The 16,404-nt window shown below is 72.0% G+C and carries 10 protein-coding genes; 5 read left to right on the top strand and 5 right to left on the bottom strand.

The features are described 5' to 3' along the window. The first annotated feature begins 12 nt into the window (after positions 1-12). Positions 13-3,288, top strand: a complete 3,276-nt coding sequence (locus ACZ7M3_RS37435) for an amidohydrolase family protein (RefSeq protein WP_472069424.1) — start codon at positions 13-15, stop codon at positions 3,286-3,288. Here the strand turns inward: ACZ7M3_RS37435 and ACZ7M3_RS37430 are convergent. From ACZ7M3_RS37430 to ACZ7M3_RS37420, 3 genes are all read right to left on the bottom strand, one after another. After that, a complete protein-coding gene (locus tag ACZ7M3_RS37430) occupies positions 3,280-4,905 on the bottom strand; it encodes a protein kinase domain-containing protein (protein ID WP_472069422.1) in 1,626 nt (541 codons plus the stop codon). The two genes, ACZ7M3_RS37435 and ACZ7M3_RS37430, sit on opposite strands and share 9 nt — an antisense overlap. Positions 4,906-5,067: 162 nt before the next feature. After that, on the bottom strand, positions 5,068-6,303 hold the full coding sequence (locus ACZ7M3_RS37425; protein WP_472069420.1) for a 4-hydroxybenzoate 3-monooxygenase: 1,236 nt from the start codon (positions 6,301-6,303) through the stop codon (positions 5,068-5,070). A 121-nt stretch (positions 6,304-6,424) separates the two neighbouring features. Beyond that, positions 6,425-9,700, bottom strand: a complete 3,276-nt coding sequence (locus ACZ7M3_RS37420) for a family 78 glycoside hydrolase catalytic domain (RefSeq protein ID WP_472069418.1) — start codon at positions 9,698-9,700, stop codon at positions 6,425-6,427. A 245-nt stretch (positions 9,701-9,945) separates the two neighbouring features. On the opposite strand from ACZ7M3_RS37420, the gene ACZ7M3_RS37415 reads away from it, so the two are divergent. Then, a complete protein-coding gene (locus tag ACZ7M3_RS37415) occupies positions 9,946-11,430 on the top strand; it encodes a serine hydrolase domain-containing protein (RefSeq protein ID WP_472069416.1) in 1,485 nt (494 codons plus the stop codon). 331 nt (positions 11,431-11,761) lie between these two features. After that, the gene (locus ACZ7M3_RS37410) at positions 11,762-12,787 is read left to right on the top strand and encodes an alcohol dehydrogenase (RefSeq protein ID WP_472069414.1); all 1,026 of its coding nucleotides are present in this window, start codon (positions 11,762-11,764) and stop codon (positions 12,785-12,787) included. Positions 12,788-12,796: 9 nt separating this feature from the next. Here the strand turns inward: ACZ7M3_RS37410 and ACZ7M3_RS37405 are convergent, their stop codons facing one another. Together ACZ7M3_RS37405 and ACZ7M3_RS37400 are read right to left on the bottom strand one after the other, a co-directional pair. Then, positions 12,797-13,006 carry a hypothetical protein gene (locus tag ACZ7M3_RS37405; RefSeq protein WP_472069412.1) on the bottom strand — a complete coding sequence of 70 codons (210 nt, stop codon included), beginning with the start codon at positions 13,004-13,006 and terminating at the stop codon, positions 12,797-12,799. Between the two features lie 28 nt (positions 13,007-13,034). Beyond that, the gene (locus ACZ7M3_RS37400; protein ID WP_472069410.1) at positions 13,035-13,205 is read right to left on the bottom strand and encodes a hypothetical protein; all 171 of its coding nucleotides are present in this window, start codon (positions 13,203-13,205) and stop codon (positions 13,035-13,037) included. 243 nt (positions 13,206-13,448) lie between these two features. Here ACZ7M3_RS37400 and ACZ7M3_RS37395 point away from each other — a divergent pair, with 243 nt between their 5' ends. Both ACZ7M3_RS37395 and ACZ7M3_RS37390 read left to right on the top strand, forming a co-directional pair. After that, a complete protein-coding gene (locus ACZ7M3_RS37395) occupies positions 13,449-14,678 on the top strand; it encodes an NAD(P)/FAD-dependent oxidoreductase (RefSeq protein ID WP_472069408.1) in 1,230 nt (409 codons plus the stop codon). Between the two features lie 335 nt (positions 14,679-15,013). Further along, positions 15,014-16,387, top strand: a complete 1,374-nt coding sequence (locus ACZ7M3_RS37390) for a rhodanese-like domain-containing protein (RefSeq protein ID WP_472069406.1) — start codon at positions 15,014-15,016, stop codon at positions 16,385-16,387. Positions 16,388-16,404 lie beyond the last annotated feature (17 nt).

The following is a 16,404-nucleotide window of genomic DNA, read 5'->3' as shown; positions in this document are numbered from 1 at the left end:
GCGTTCTCTGCCATGGAACGTGACCGGAGCCCCGAAGCCTTCCCCACCTCCCGTCCCTCCCCGCTTTCCGCACGCTCCCCCTTCTCTCGTCCTTCCCGTCGTCAACTCCTCGCCGCGGCAGGCGCCGCGGGTGTCGTGGGCGTTTCCTCCACCGTCCTCGGCGCCGCTCCGTCCGCGGCGAGCAGCCGTGCCGCGCTCTCCCTGCCGTTCTCGGAGGCCACCAACGGCGCGGCCACGCTCTCGCCGGCCGGCGACCGGCTGATCGTCGAGATCCAGCATGTGCTGTGGTCGCTCCCGCGCACCGGCGGCCGTGCCGTGCCCCTCACCCCGGCCGGCCTCGAACCCGACCGGCCCACGCACTCCCCGGACGGCAAGCTCATCGCGTTCTGCGCGTACCAGGGCGGCGGTTACCACCTGTGGACCATGCGCCCCGACGGCTCGGACGTACGGCAGCGCACCGACGGCCCCTGGGACGACCGCGCCCCGGCCTGGTCCCCGGACGGCACCCGGATCGCCTTCGCCTCCGAGCGGGGCGGCGACCCGGTCGAGGGCAGCCCGTACCGCATCCACGTCCTGGACCTGGCAAGCGGCGAACTGACCCGCGTCACCGGGCTCACCGGTCAGGACGGCCCGCTGCAGGACGGCCCCTACGAGGACTTCGATCCCACCTGGTCGCCGGACGGCAGGCGCGTCCTCTTCGTCCGCGCGAAGGCCGTCACCCTGCCCACGGGACCCGGCCTCGAAGCCCGCACCATCGCCGCCGTACCGGCCGGCGTCGCGGGCCCGGTCGTCGTCGAGCACACGGAGACCGCGGCCGCACAGGTCATGACCCCGGCCCTCGCCCCCGACGGCCGCCGCCTCGCGTACCTGCGCGTCACCGCTGCCCCGAGCGCCTCCTGCACCCTCGTCGTCGACGGCTCGCCCGTCGCGCTCGCCGGAGACCTCGCACCCGTGCCGCCACGCTGGACCGCGGCGGGGGAACTGCTCCTCACCGTGGACGGCCACTTCACCCTCGTACGACCGGAGAAGCCGGCGCGGACCGAGCCGATCCCCTTCGAGGGCGAACTGCCGGTGGACCGGCCGCGGTACCGGACCAAGGAGTACGACCTCGGCGAGGAGCGGGTGCGCCCGGTGCGGGGCATCCACCTGCCCGCGCTGGCCCCCGACGGACGGCGGATCGCCTTCGCCGCCCTCAACTCGCTCTGGCTGGCCGCAACCTCGGGCGGGCGCCCGCCCGAGCGGCTGCGGAAGTCCGGGCCCACCCGCTATCTGCTCGCACCGGTCTGGGCACGCGACGGACGGTCCCTCGTGTACGCCGACGACCGCGACGGACTGCTCGGCGTGTACCGGCGCGATCTCGCCACCGGAGAGGAGACCGCGCTCGCCACGGGCGGACGGGTCCATCCCGCGCTCTCGCCCGACGGGATGCGGCTCGCCTGTCTCGACATGACCGGAGGGCTCCTCCTGCGCGATCTGGGCAGCGGTGAGGAGCGGGTCCTGGTGACCCCGCTCGGCGGCGGCGGGCTGCCCGGCCGCCCCAGCTGGTCGCCCGACGGCAGATACCTCGCGCTGTGCGACCGCAACCGCCTCAACCTCCGCTTCCGCGAGGGCTACAACGTCATCCGGATCGTCGACACCACGACCGGCACCGACCGCCTCCACGCCGTCGCACCCCACGTCTGCATCGCCGACCGCTACGACTCCGGACCCGTCTGGTCACCCGACGGACGCTGGATGGCGGTCGTCGTCGAGTCCGCGCTGTGCCTGCTGCCCGTCGCCCCCGACGGCACCCCGACCGGCGCCCCGCGCACCCTCGCCACCGAACCCGCCGACCACCCCTCCTGGTCCGGCGACTCCAAGACCCTCCTGTACCTCTCGGCGGGCCGCCTGCGGCTCATCGGCATCGACGGGCAGGGTCACCGCACCGTCCGGGTCCCGCTCGACCAGCACCGGCCCGCTCCCGCCGACATGGTGGTGCACGCCGGGCGCCTGTGGGACGGCACCGGCGAGTCGGTCAGGGACGACGTGGACATCGTCGTACGCGGCGGACGCGTCGCCGAAGTCGCGCCGCACCGGGCCCGCCGCCGTGGCGCCCTCCGCAGGATCGACGCCTCGAACCGCACCGTGATCCCCGGGCTGTGGGACACCCACACCCACCCCTGGCAGAGCACCTACGGAGGTCGCCAGACCGTAGGACAACTGACCTACGGGATCACGACGGCCGTCTCCCTGGGCGGATTCGCCTACGAACAGGCCCGTATCCGCGAGGCGGTGGCCGTCGGTGAGCTCGCCGGACCCCGCCTGCTGACGACCGGCGAACTGCTCGACGGCTCGCGGGTCGCCTACAGCATGGGGCGCGCCCACCGCACGCGGGACGGTCTGCGCAGGTCGCTGGAGCGGGGTGTCGCCCTCGACTGGGACTTCGTCAAGACCTATGTGCGAGCGCCGAGTTGGGTGATGGAGGAAGCGGCGCGGTTCGCGCACGAGCGGCTCGGGGTGCGCTCGGGGAGCCATCTCCTGTCACCCGGCATCCAGAGCGGACTGGACCTGACGACTCATCTGCTGGCCACCCAGCGCGGGGAGTTCGGACACGCGTTGAGCGCGACCGGGCGGGCCTACGAGGACGTCGTGGAGATCTACACCGGGCAGGGTGCCGACTTCGCCCTCGTCGCCACACCGTTCACCTCCGCGCCGCTGCTCGGCGCCGATCCGGGGCTCGCCGACGACGCCCGCGTCACCGTCGTCATGCCTCCGTGGGACTCCGCCGCCGTACGGCGGTCCGCGGGCGTGCCGCCCACCGCGGCCCAACTGGCCACTCTGCGCACCGAGACGGACGTCTACCGGCGGGTGCTGGCCGCGGGCGGTCTCGTCGCGCTCGGCACGGACCAGCCCCTCGTACCGGTCGGGCTCTCCCTGCACCTGGGTCTGCGCGCCCTGCACCGCGGCGGGCTGTCCCCGGCCGGGGCGCTGCGCACCGCGACCGTCCTGCCGGCCCGCCTCTTCGGCCTCGACGGCGACCTCGGCACCGTACAGCCGGGGAAACTCGCCGATCTCACGGTGGTGGACGGCGATCCCTTCGAGGACTTCGACACCCTCGTCCGCACGGTGTCGGTGCTGAGGGGCGGAACGCCGTACGTGACGCAGGACCTGGTGGCCGCGTTCGAGCCGCCGTCGCAGGTCTCGGCGACGGCGGCATCGGAGCGGTGGCGCGCCGCGACCGAGGACGACTGGCTCGAAGTGGGGCGGCTGATGCGCAGGGACGGCTGTTGCCATACGGGTTCACTGTGATCCGCCCTTGAAGGTCCGCAGGAAGGTGGCCAGGGCGGCCCGGTTGGCGGTGGTGTCCCAGTCGGCGGCCGGGGTCGTCCACCTGAGTGAGAAGCCCTCGTGGTCGGCGATGAGGTAGCCGCGCCCGAACGTGCGCTCACGGACTCCGCCGTTCGTCGAAAGCCACTCCATGTCCGCCCCCTTGTAGCCCTGGTAGGTGACGGCGCGGATGTCACCCACTCGTTCGTAGGCGATGGAGTCGCCGCGCAGCGAGGTGTCCACCTCACGCCAGACCGCGACGGGGTCCGAGGTGAGCTGGGTGCTGTAGGTGACGACCAGCGTGCGCGGGTCCCCACTCGCGCCGAGCGTGACCCGATAGGAGCCGTCGGCGGAATTCTCGGTCCGCAGCGGCTTCCAGCCCTTGGGCAGCTCGACGGAGAAGCCCTGGGGCGCGGTGTAGCGGAAGAAGCCGGTCGGCGGGTCCTCGGTGACGGTGTGGGACGGAGAAGGGGAGGCGGATGAGGAAGAGGGGGAGGGGGACGTCGACGGGGCCTGCTGGGGAACGGTGTTGCTGGGTGAGGCGCTCGGCGCGGGGGACGGTGTGGCGGAAACCCTGGGGGACGGCGCGGGACCGGACGCGGAGGTGCCGCGCTCGGACAGCCCGCCCGCCGCGGTGAGCCCGGCGAAGCAGACGACCGTCACGGCCAGCGCCCCGCCCAGCAGCACCGGGCGGCTGAGGGGCACCTTGCCCCACACCCGCCTCGTCGGCGGGGCGTCGAGGTCCCGGAAGATCGGGAGGGTCTCGGTGGGCATCGAGTCGTCGTCGAGTTCCGCCTTGAGAATGCGCGTGAGCGCCTCCCGTACGACCGACTCGGGCACCCGCTCCACCGGATCCCTGCGCAGGAGCCCCTGAATGGCCGGACTGAGCGGACCGGCGCTCAACGGGGCCCGGATGGGCAGCCGTTCCACGGCGCGGAACGTCGCTTCGAGCCCTCCCCGGTCCCGGATGGCCGGCCGGCCCTCGACCATCTCGTACATGATCGCGCCCAGCGCCCACAGGTCCGTGGCCGGTCCACCGCCCTCGCCACGGGCCTGCTCGGGAGAGGCGTACGACGGTGCCGTGACGCGCGGGGACGCGCTGACCCCCATCAGCCCGAAGCCGGCCACCGTGACCCCGCCCTGCTCCTCCACCCATAGCTGGCCGGGGCTGAGGTCGCCGTGCGTGATCCCTTCCTGATGGGCCGCGCCCAGGACGTCGAGCACGCCGAGCCCGATCCGGGCCGCGCGGACGTAGTCCACCGGGCCGTGCCCGAGGAGCACGCTGAGCGGAACGCCCTCCGGCCGTGCGGTGACCGTCCACAGGAAATCCTTGTCCTCGACGACGTCGAAGACGACGGACACCCGCCCGGGGCAGACCAGCCCCAGGGCCTCGGACTCCCGGGTGATCCGGACGGCGGTGCGCAGCTCCGCCTCCTCACGGAGATGGGCCGGGAGCCGGGAGCGCGTCAGGGTGACCGGCCGCTCGGACTCGACGTCCTGACCGTGCCAGCCCTCACGTCCCTCCTCGTGCTGGACGCCCTCCAGCAGGCGGTATCTTCCGGCGACCAACTCATCCGTGGAGACTTGCACCTTGACCATGGTCATCCCTCGCTGCGCACCGGACTCTCACCTTTCCCGGATGTACGGCGGATGTGACGTTGTGTGTTCAAAGGCAGGCCATTCCGAGGCCCGGTTTTCCGGAAATCTTTGCGCGTAGCGCACCCGTGCGAAGAATTCAGGCCTCATCCACCGCAGTTCATCTCACGGTGTCGTCGTGGACATCAGGCCGGTGTCCTTGCCGATGTACGACTCGGCGAAGGTGGCCGCCGCCGCGGGTGAGCCGAGGATCCGTCGGAGGCGGGCTCGTGCGGAACCCGCCCGGAAGGGATCGCCCGAGGACGGTCCGTGCAGCAACTCCGCGAACCACCGGGAGAATTCCTGGTACTCCCACACCCGCCGCAGACAGGCCGCCGAGTAGCCGCGCAGCCCGTCGGCGTCCCCCCTGAGGTAGTAGGCGACGAGCGCGTCGGCCAGCAGCAGGGCGTCGTGCAGCGCGAGGTTCATGCCTTTCGCGGCGATCGGCGCGACGAGGTGCGCGGAGTCTCCGGCCAGGAACAGCCGCCCGTACGTCATCGGCTCCACGACGTAACTGTGCATGTCGAGAACGCGTTTCTCGATCAGCGGTCCCTCGGTGAGCGCCGGGACCCCGGCGGCCGACAGCCGGGCGTGCAGCTCCGACCACACGCGGTCGTGCGACCAGTTCTCCGGGTCCTCACCGGGCGCCACCTCCAGGTAGTAGCGGGTGATTTCGGGGCTGCGCGCCATATGGGCGCCGAATCCGCGCGGGTGGACACCGAAGACGACGCAGTCACTGGACGGCGGTGCCTCGGCGAGCAGCGCCAGCCAGCCGACCCCGTAGTCGTACCGGGCCACCGTTCCCCGGCCCGGGGCCACATGGGTGCGGGTCACTCCGCGCGCGCCGTCGCAGCCGGCGACGATGTCGCAGTCGATCCGTCGGCGCTCACCCGTCTGCGGATCGGTGTAGAGCACCGTCGGGCGGTCGCCGTCGAGGCCATGGAGGGCGACGTCCCGCACACCGAAGAGGATCTCGCCGCCCTTCACGTCGGCGTACTCGCGCACCAGGTCCGTCACCAGCAGAGGCTGCGGATAGACGAAGTGCCGGTCCCCGGTCAGCGCGGCGTACCGGAAGCGGTGCTGCTCGCCGTCGATCCGGAACTCGCACTCGCTGTGCGCCTGCGCACGCTCCACCAGCCGGTCGGCCAGCCCTCGTCGACGCAGCGCCCGCACCGCCCACTCCTCGATGAAGCCGGCGCGGGGCCGCTGTTCGACGAACTCCCGGCTCTCGGTCTCCAGGACCAGGCAGTCGACGGACGCGGACCGCAGGATGTTGGCGACGGTGAGCCCGGCAGGTCCCGCACCGAGGATGACGACGGGGACGCGCGGTGCCGGCGCGGATGTGGGGGAGGGGTTGATCATCCCGGCATTATTGCGGCGATCCGACAAGCCCTCACAGCGCCTGCGCAACCCTCTGACACGGCTCGCACAACCCCTCCCGCCCCTGCCCGCGCAGACGTGCCGCGGTGTCCCCGGGCGCTGCTCAGGCGCGCGCCACGAACTCCCAACTCCCGTGCGGTACCGCGTACACGACGAACCCCGGCTCCGAGCGCAGCCACTTCGCACCGACCGGTGACGCGACGGCCGAGCGGTCGGCCGCCGGCACATGCACCTGCGCCGTCGCCCCGACCGGCACTCCCACCGACAGCCGGGTCGTCCCGTCCACGACGGACCACGCGGCCGCCGCTCGGCCGCGCACGGTCCGCACCGAGGTACGGGCCCAGTCCACGCCCGTACGGCCGTCCGGGCGGACCGTGAAGGTGCGGTAGCCGGCGTCGCCGGGGCGCAGGCCCGCCACGTTCTCGTAGAGCCACTGCACCACGGTGCCGAGGAAGTAGTGGTCCCGGGAGCGGGAGTCGAGCGGCCACATCTCCCACATGGTGTCGGCGCCGTTGTCGAACCAGTACCCCCAACCGGGGTAGGTGCGCTGGGTGGCGAGGGCGTGGGCCACCTCGGGATGCCCCTGGGCCGAGAGCTCGCGCAGCAGCACGCTGGTGCCCAGCGCCCCCGTGTTGAGGTGGTTGCCACGCCGTGCGATGTCGGCCAGGAGCGAGTCGACCACGCTCGCCCGGGCGCCGGGCGGGACGAGCCCGAAGGCCAGCGGGACGCAGTTGCTGGTCTGGCGGTAGTCGGGGTCCTTCGCCGTGCGGTAGTGGCCGTCCGCGCCGAGGAACGCCGCGTTGAACGCCTCCTTCAACGCGTCGGCCGTCTTGCGGTAGCGGGCCGCCACCTCGGTGTCGCCCAGCAGGTCGGCCAGTTCCGCGGTTCCGGTGAGCGCGCGGTGCAGATAGGCCGTGGCGGTCAGCCTGGTGTCCTCGGGCGGGTTGCCGCCGTAACCCGGCGGCAGCCAGTCGCCGAGGGCGGTCACCGCAAGCCCGTCCTGGAGACGCCCGATCTCCCAGTCGAGATAGCGGATGAGCGGCGCCCAGTGGTCACGGGCGAGCCGCTCGTCCCCGTACACGCGGTACATCTCGCGCAGCAGGAAGGGGTACACGGTCGTCCATTCGGGAGCGGGGGCCAGATCGTGGTAGCCCCAGCCGCCGCTCGGCACGATCACCGGCAGCTGCCCTTCGGCGTTCTGACTGTCTCTCAGGTCACCGAGCCACTTCGTCAGGAAGCGGTGCACACCGAACGCGTACGCCATCACGGGCGCCCCCAGCTGCGCGTCGCCGGTCCAGCCGTTCTTCTCGTACACGGGAGTGTCCGTCGGAATGCCGTGCAGGTTGTTCAGGACGGTGCGGCGCATCGCCCGGTCCAACTGCTCGTAGAACGGCTCGGAGCAGGAGAACGTGCTCGTCGACGCCACCCGCGTGTGCACGACCCGACCGAGCACCTGATCGGGCCCCGGCTTCGCGGGCAGTCCGCTGACCTGGACGTAACGGAAGCCCTTGTACGAGAACTTGGGCTCCCACACCTCGTCCGCGCCGCCGCCCGCACACACGTACTCGTCCGTCTGGCAGCGGCCCGGCACCAGGTCGTTGCGGGCAAGCACACTCCCGTCGGAGTTCAGCCGCTCCCCGTGGACCAGCCGGACGGTCGTCCCCGCCTCGGCGCGCACGGTCAGCCGGGTCCAGCCCGCGAGTGTCCGCCCCATGTCGACGACGTGGACACCCTGGCTCAACTCACGGATGTCCACCGGGCGTACGGTCTCCGCCACCTCGATCGGGTCGTGTCCCTGAGCGCGCAGGATGCCCTTGGGCGCGGTCTGCCGCTGGGCCTCCTGCCAGGAGCGGTCGTCGAACCCGGGGCGCGTCCAGTCCCGGGGCGCCTTGCGGGCGTCGTAGGTCTCCCCCGCGTAGAGGGAGTTGGAGAGGGTCGGTCCGTCGGTGATCCGCCAGGTGCCGTCCGTGGCGACGGTGGTGCGCGAACCGTCCGGATGGTCGATCTCCAGTTGCGCCAGCAGGCGGGGTTCACCGTGCCAGGGCGCTCGGTTCCAGTTCCAGGCGGTGGGGCTGGTCAGGCCGAAGAAGCCGCGCCCGAGCGTCACCCCGATCGCGTTGGCACCGCGCCGGACGCGGTCCGTGACGTCGTGCACCGCGTAGAGCACCGTCTCCTCGTAGTCCGTGAAGCCGGGGTCGAGGACCTGACGGCCGACGCGGACTCCGTTGATCTCGGCCTCGTAGTAGGCGAGTCCGCTGATGTGCAGACGGGCGCGCACGACGTCCTTCGGGACGCTGAACGTCCGGCGCAGCAGGGGAGCGGGCTGTTCGGGGACGCTGACGGACACGCCGGTGCCCCAGGGGCCCTGTCCCCACGGTGCGAGCACGGCGGCCCCGGACCAGCCCGTGTCGTCGAAATCGGGCCGCTGCCAGCCCTGTTGCTCGCTGTCGGCGCAGCGCCAGCCGTCGCCGGTGACGAGTTCGACCGTGTCACCGGACGTGGTCTCCACGATCAGGCGGAGCAGGAGCCCGCCCGGATTGGCGGACCCGTTGTCGCGGTTGGTCGCGACGGCGGCGACCACGATCCGCCCGCCACTCGCCCCGCGCACCTGTTCGGTGACCTCGGCGAGATGCCCGGTGCGCCAGGCGTCCGTCTGCTGGGGCTGATACAGGACCTGCTGTCCGTCGACGTAGAGCGTGAAGTCGTCGTCGGCCGTGGCCACCAGTCTCGCCCTGCGCACCTCGCTGCCGGCGGGGAGGGTGGTCGCGGTACGGAACCAACGGGGCCCGACGGGGGCGGAACCGGTGGTCGAGCCGGGCGACCAGATCCAGGACGCTCCGTCGAAGCCGGGCGGTTCGGGCAGGGCCGCCGCCCCGATCCAGAATCCCTGCCAGCCGTCCTTCGGCAACGTTGTCTCCCACCAGCGCGGAGCGCTCCACTCCGACGGGTGGCCGTCGCCGTCCCAGACCCTGACCTGCCAGTGGTAGCGGGTACGGGGCCGCAGCGCGGGCCCCGCGTAGGCGATGCCGACGCTGCGGTCCGACTCGACCCGCCCCGAGTCCCAGACCAGGCGCCGCCCCTCGCGCAGGTCTTTCTCGGCGAGCGCCACCCGCACCCGGTACGCGGACTGCCGCGCCCCCCGGCCCGGGGCGGTCAACTCCCAGGTGAGCCTGGGGTGTTCGACCTCGGTGCCGAGCAGCGTCTCGGCGTACTCGACGGTGGTGCGGTCGATGCGCAGACCGCCCTCCCGCGGGGCGTCGGCGATCGATCCGGGGGTCGCGGAGGCGGTGTGGGCGCCCCCGGACCCGAGCGCGACGGTGGCGCTCGCTCCGACGACGGAGCTGCGCAGGAAGACGCGGCGGTTCCAATCCTTGGCCATGTGTCGCCTCTCGATGGTGAAGTCGACGGTGGAGTCGTTGATGAAGGCGCTGATGAAGGCGTTGATGGTGAAGCGATGAATTGAAACGTTTCATTCCGCTGGCAACGATCCTACGCATCCCGTCTCTTCAGCCTCAAGAGTCCTGCACGCACCTCGTGGACAGACGGTGTCCGGCGAGGGAAAGATGCCAAATGCACACAGTGCCCCGCTCCCGTCACCGCCAGAGCCGCCCGGAGGCAGCCTTCATGAGCGCCCGTCCCCTGCCCGCCAGCACCCCCGCCGACCAGGGGGTGGACGCCGCGGGCATCCATGCCTTCCTCGACGCCGTCGAGGCGGCGCCGGACATCGAACCGCACAGCCTGATGATCCTGCGCCACGGGCATCTGGTGGCCTCCGGCTGGTGGGCGCCCTACACACCCGACCGCCGCCACCTGCTCTACTCGCTCAGCAAGAGCTTCACGTCCACGGCCGCCGGATTCGCCGTCGCCGAAGGGCTGTTGCGCCTGGACGACCCCGTGATCTCGTACTTCCCCGAGTTCGAGGCCGACATCACCGACCCGCGCAGCCGCGCCATGCTCGTACGCCATGTGGCCGCCATGGCCAGCGGCCACCTCGAAGAGACCTACGCGACCTCGATCCGACGCGACCGCGACGAGATCGTACGGGGGTTCCTGCTCTTCCCGCCGGACCGGGACCCCGGGACCGTCTTCGCGTACAACCAGCCCTGCACGTACACGCTCGCCGCGATCATCCAGCGCGTGAGCGGCCAGTCGCTGACGGAGTATCTGCGGCCCCGGCTGTTCGACCCGCTGGGCATCGGCGAGACGGCCTGGCTCCAACGGCCACCCGGGCGTGACCTCGGCTTCAGCGGCCTGCACGCCACGACGGACGCGATCGCCCGGCTCGGCCAGTTCTATTTGCAGGACGGTGTCTGGGAGGGGCGGCGGCTGCTCCCGTCCTCATGGATCGCGGAAGCGACCCGCGCGCACATCTCCACCGCGGACGGCACGCAGGAGGGAGCGCTGTCGGACTGGCAGCAGGGGTACGGGTACCAGTTCTGGAGGAGCAGGCACGGGCACGGGTATCGCGGCGACGGCGCGTACGGGCAGTACTGTCTCGTCCTGCCCGAGCACGACGCGGTGATCGCGACGACCGCGGCGACCGAGAACATGCAGGGTCTGCTGAACCTGGTGTGGCGCCACCTCCTCCCGGCGTTCGGCGCCGCACCGCTTCCGACCGCATCCCTCCCGGCCGAGCAGCTCCCGGGCACGGCGGACGAGGGCCTGCGCCGCCGTCTCGCGGAGCTGGCCCTGCCGCCCGTCGAGGCGAGCCCCGAGCCGCCCGCGCGGGGCGACGACTGGAAGAGCGCCGTGTTCGCACCGGAGGACGGTGAGTGCCCGCAGCAGCGGACCTTGACGGGCGTCACGGTCAGCGCCGATGCGGACGGCAAGAGCTGGGGCGTGTCGCTCGCGGAGGACGACGAGCTCATCGAGCTGCGGCTCGGCGCGACCGGTTGGACCGTCGACGCGGGCGGCCCGCCCACCGCGGTCAGCGGCGGTTGGAGGGACCAGGACACGCTGCGCCTCGACGTGCTGTTCCTGGAGACCCCGCACCGGCTGACCGTGACGTGTTCACTGCCGGACGGCACCTTCACCGTGCGCTGGCACACGACACCGATCCATGGCGGTCGGCTGCGCTCGCTCCAGGCGCCCGTGGGGGACCGGCTGTGACCGCCGGGTGCCCTTGTCCGGTAGGTAGGTAGTAGGCGGTGGGTGGCGGCCCGCACTTGCCCAGGGCGCGCGGTGGACGGCGAACTCGCCGAGCGCCCTGCAGAGACCTGAAGTAGCGTGAGGCTACCCGCGCCCGTCCGCCCGTGGCCTGCCGAGGCCCGGCAGACGGATCCCGCCCGGCCACCGACCGACAACACCACCACCGGAGTGAAGCAAGCGGGTCGGGCCCGTGTGTGGTCCGTGTGTCGCCCGCGCGCCTGTCACCGGCCCCCGTACCACCTGCGGGCGGAGCGCTTCGAGATCAGACCGACTCTCCAAGGCAGGGATCCGGATGACCAGCTATCGCGTCGCGCAGGTGACCGCCCCCGGCGGTTCGTTCGAGGTCGTCGAGCGTGAGGTACCGCGGCCGGGCCCCCGACACGTACGGGTCACCGTCGACGCCTGCGGGGTGTGCCACAGCGACACCTTCTTCGTGAACGCCGGCGTTCCCGGCGTGACGTTCCCGGTGGTCCCCGGGCATGAGATCGCCGGGCGGATCGCGGAACTCGGCGAGGGGACGGGGGACTGGGGCTGGCAGGTGGGCGACCGGGTGGCGGTGGGCTGGTTCGGCGGCGCGTGCGGCCACTGCACGCCCTGTCGGCAGGGCGACTTCATCGTGTGCGAGAACCTGCAGGTCCCCGGATGGATGTACGACGGTGGATACGCGGAGGCGGTGGTCGCGCCCGTGGACGCGCTGGCCCGGATCCCCGACGCGCTGGCGCCCACCGACGCGGGGCCCCTGGCCTGCGCGGGCGTGACCGTGTACAACGGCATGCGGCGCAGCTCGGCGCGGCCGGGTGACCTGGTGGCCGTTCTCGGCATCGGCGGCCTCGGACACCTGGGGGTGAAGTACGCGGCCGCGATGGGTTTCGAGACCGTGGCCATCGCCCGCGGTGCCGACAAGGCCGACTTCGCCAAGCAGCTCGGCGCGCACCACTACATCGACAGCACGGCCGGCACTCCGGTCGCCGAGGCGCTTCAGTCCCTCGGGGGTGCCCAGGTCGTCCTGGCCACCGCGTCGAACTCCGCCGCCATCACCGCGACCGTGGACGGCCTGCGTCCCCGCGGTGAGCTGGTGGTCATCGGCCTGGACGCGGAGCCGCTCGGCATCAACCCGGCCCAGCTGCTGATGGCGGGCAAGGTCGTCACCGGCCACCCGAGCGGCACCTCGCAGGACATCCAGGACACCATGGAGTTCAGCGCCCTGCACGGCATCCGTCCGATGACCGAGGTCGTGACGCTGGGCGAGACCGACGAGGCGTACCAGAAGATGCTGTCCGGTGCCGCCCGCTTCCGGATGGTCCTCGCCATGAGCTGACACGGCGGCTCAGCGGCCCGGGTGGCGTTGGACGAAGTGGTCCAGGTCCTCCGAGGACGGCCGCGGCAGACCGTTCTGTCGGGTGCGGGCGCGGGCGGTGGCCTCGGCGAGGGCGACGGTGCCCGTCCTGCCGGGCAGGCGCTCGCACCGCGACCGTTTGTCCCGTACGACGGCGGACGGGCGGCCGGCGCAGCACCCCCGGTAGCCGTCGCGCTCCACCTGTCACGGCAGCCGCAGCCGCAGGGGATCAGGCCGATGTGACCGCCCGGTGGCGCAGCGCCCAGGTGACCTCGTCGCGGAAACCCGCGGGGCGCACCCGCTCGGAGTGGAACCAGCCCTGGCGGAAGCGCTGCCCCTCGGTGTCCGAGCGGCGTCCTCGGACGTACTGGACGGCGATCTGCTGTCCGTCGACTTCCACGACGTCACCTCGGTCGAGGTCGGCCGGACCGTGTTCGACGGTCGGATCGTCTTCGCGCGCTCAACACGCCCCACGGCTGATCCTCAGCGCCCGGACCTAGTCGACGGTCGGCATGTACGTCAACTCCCCTTTCCTGGATGGCAATTAATCGACCGCGCATTGGTCCCGTCGTCGGGCGTGGCCTAGCATCGGGCTCACCCAATACCCCTGGGGGTATATCCCGAGGATTGCGAGGAGCCCTCCATGCCCTCCACCCACTCCGCCTCCGGCGCCGCCCGCGACCACTTCCAGGTGTTGATCATCGGAGGTGGAACCGCGGGCATCACCGTCGCGGCCCGCCTGCGGCGCGCCGGTGTCGGTGACATCGCGGTGCTCGAACCAGCCGACGTCCACTGGTATCAGCCGCTGTGGACCCTGGTCGGCGGCGGCCGGGCCCCACTCGGTGTCACCCACCGCCCCGAAGCCTCCGTCATGCCCAGGCAGGTGCACTGGATCCGCGAGGCCGCCGCCGCCGTCGACCCCGAGGCCCGGACCGTCACCACCGCCGCGCACCGCACCATCGGCTACGACCACCTCGTGATGGCCCCCGGTCTCCGACTGGACTGGGACGCGATCCCCGGCCTCGACGCCGCCGTCGGGCACGGCGCCGTATCCAGCAACTACGCCTTCGAGCACGCCCCCTACACCTGGGAACTCATCCGTGGCCTGCGCTCGGGCACCGCGGTCTTCACCCAGCCGAGCGGCCCGGTGAAATGCGGTGGCGCCCCGCAGAAGATCGCCTATTTAGCCGCCGACCACTGGCGCAGGCAGGGGGTCCTGGACCGTATCCGGGTGGTCCTTGTGCTGCCCGCCGACTCCATGTTCGGCGTTCCGGTCTGGCGCAGGGCCCTTGAACGCGTAGCCGAGCGTTACGGGATCGAGGTCCGGCTGAACTCCGAGATGACCGCCGTCGACGGTGCGGCCCGTCGGCTGACCGTGGCCGACCACTCCACCGGCACCGAGGGCGGTCTCGCGTTCGACATGCTCCATGCCGTACCACCGCAGAGCGCCCCGGGCTGGGTCGAGCGCGGCCCGCTGGCCGATCCCGCGAGCCCCTACGGCTACGTCGAAGTGGACAAGCACACCCTGCAACACCCACGGCACCGCAATGTCTTCGCCCTTGGCGACGTCGCCAACCTGCCCACCTCGAAGACCGGCGCCGCCGTCCGCAAGCAAGCACCCGTCCTGGTGGCCAACCTGCTGGCCGAGATCAACGGCGAGCACCGTGAACAGCGCCGCTACGACGGATACACGTCCTGCCCCTTGGTCACGGCCCGCGGCAAGGTGCTGCTCGCCGAGTTCGACTACGACCAGCGCCCCGCCCCCAGCATCCCCCTGCTGGACACCACCAAGGAGCGCCGCGACATGTGGCTGCTCAAGCGGTACGGCCTGCCTGCCCTGTACTGGCGCGGCATGCTCAAGGGCCTCGTCTAGGGCCTGTCCGGCGGATCATGCCGCAGACGCGGGGCTTGGCACGCCCATCTGCGGCGTTGTCGTCGGTCGCCATGGCTCCGCCATGACTCCCTCCTCCGCCTTGCAGCTGCACGCACCAAGCCCCACTCGCCAGCGTCGATGAGGCACCGCCCGTTTCCTGCGACCTGATCCGCCGGACAGGTCCTAGGGAGCCCTCGTGGTCGCTCACGGTCGTCGGCCGGGGCCGTCGCTGAAACACCTCCGCCCATATCCCTCGGGATACCCCCAGGGGTATTTCTGTTACGGTGGATGTCAGATACCCCCCGGGGTACTTTCATCCGGAAGGAGCCGAACCCGTGTTCTTCGTCGACACCCTGGAGTTCGAGGGCTTGGGCAACCGCAGCTACCTGGCCGGCGGCCCTGGCGAGGCGGTCGTGGTCGATCCCCCGCGGGACATCGATCAGGTGATCGCCGCGGCCGCCCGGCGAGGCGTGCGGATCGCGTACGTGGCCGAGACGCACCTGCACAACGACTATGTGAGCGGCGGGCTCGAACTGGCCCGAGTCACCGGTGCCCGCTATCTGGTCCCGGCCGGGGCCTCGGTGTCCTTCGCCCGCACTTCGGTCGCCGACGGCGACACCGTCACGGTCGACCGGGGCCTGACCCTGAGGGCACTGGCCACCCCGGGCCACACCCCGCACCACACTTCCTACGTCCTGGAAGAGGGCGGGCGCGGCGTGGCCGCCTTCACCGGCGGATCACTGCTGATCGGTACGGTGGGGCGGCCGGACCTGGTCGAACCGCGGCTGACCGAGCAGCTCGCCCGCGCCCAGCACGCCTCCGCCCACCGTCTTGCCGAGGAGCTGGACGACGAGGTGCCGGTGCTGCCCACGCACGGGTTCGGCAGTTTCTGCTCCGGATCCCAGGCCGAGGGGGACACCTCCACGATCGGGCGGGAACGCAAGACCAACGGAGCCCTCACCCGCGACGTGGACACCTTCGTCGCCGACCTGCTCGCCGGTCTGGACGACGTCCCGGCGTACTACGCGCACATGGGCCCGGCCAACGCCGCGGGCCCCGCTCCCGTCGACCTCACCCCGCCACGTCCGGCCGACGCCGCGCAGATCGCCCAGCGGCTGGCGGCCGGTGAATGGGTGGTCGACCTGCGTAACCGTGTCGCGTTCGCCGAGGGGCACGTCGCCGGCTCTTTCAACTTCGAGGGCGACGGCAAGCCGGCCACCTACCTGGCCTGGCTGATCCCGTGGGGCAAGCCCGTCACGCTGCTCGCCGACACACCCGAGCGGATCGCCGCGGCGCAGCGGGAGCTGGCCCGGGTCGGCATCGACCGGCCGGTCGCCGCCGCCACCGGCGGCCCGTGGGACTGGGTGCCCGGGGGAGTGGAGCCGCGGTCCTTCCCACGCGCGACCTTCGCCGACCTCGCCGCCCGCCGCGGTCGCGGCGAGGACGTGGTGGTGCTGGACGTGCGGCGCGACTCCGAGCGTGCGGGCGGCTTCGTGGAGGGCTCGGTGCACATCCCCATCCATGAACTGCCCGGTCGTCTCGGGGAGGTGCCCGCGGGTGACGTGTGGGTGCACTGCGCGGGCGGGATGCGCGCGGCGATCGCCGCCTCCTTCCTGGACGCCACGGGTCGCGGCGTGGTCGCCGTCGACGACGGCTTCGACGCCGCCGTCGAGGCCGGACTGACTCTCACCTGGTCCAGCGCGGGCTGATCCCCGCCAGGTCCAGC

The sequence above is a fragment of the Streptomyces sp. NPDC111656 genome (assembly GCF_055656965.1).
The sequence above is the reverse complement of the archived record's forward strand: the minus strand, read 5'-3'. Positions and strand labels throughout refer to the sequence as shown.

Coding starts and splice junctions, on each gene's coding strand:
- ACZ7M3_RS37415 (WP_472069416.1), top strand. CDS start 9,946: ATGAGCGCCCGTCCCCTGCCCGCCAGCACCCCCGCCGACCAGGGGGTG.
- ACZ7M3_RS37410 (WP_472069414.1), top strand. CDS start 11,762: ATGACCAGCTATCGCGTCGCGCAGGTGACCGCCCCCGGCGGTTCGTTC.
- ACZ7M3_RS37430 (WP_472069422.1), bottom strand. CDS start 4,905: ATGGTCAAGGTGCAAGTCTCCACGGATGAGTTGGTCGCCGGAAGATAC.
- ACZ7M3_RS37395 (WP_472069408.1), top strand. CDS start 13,449: ATGCCCTCCACCCACTCCGCCTCCGGCGCCGCCCGCGACCACTTCCAG.
- ACZ7M3_RS37425 (WP_472069420.1), bottom strand. CDS start 6,303: ATGATCAACCCCTCCCCCACATCCGCGCCGGCACCGCGCGTCCCCGTC.
- ACZ7M3_RS37435 (WP_472069424.1), top strand. CDS start 13: ATGGAACGTGACCGGAGCCCCGAAGCCTTCCCCACCTCCCGTCCCTCC.
- ACZ7M3_RS37420 (WP_472069418.1), bottom strand. CDS start 9,700: ATGGCCAAGGATTGGAACCGCCGCGTCTTCCTGCGCAGCTCCGTCGTC.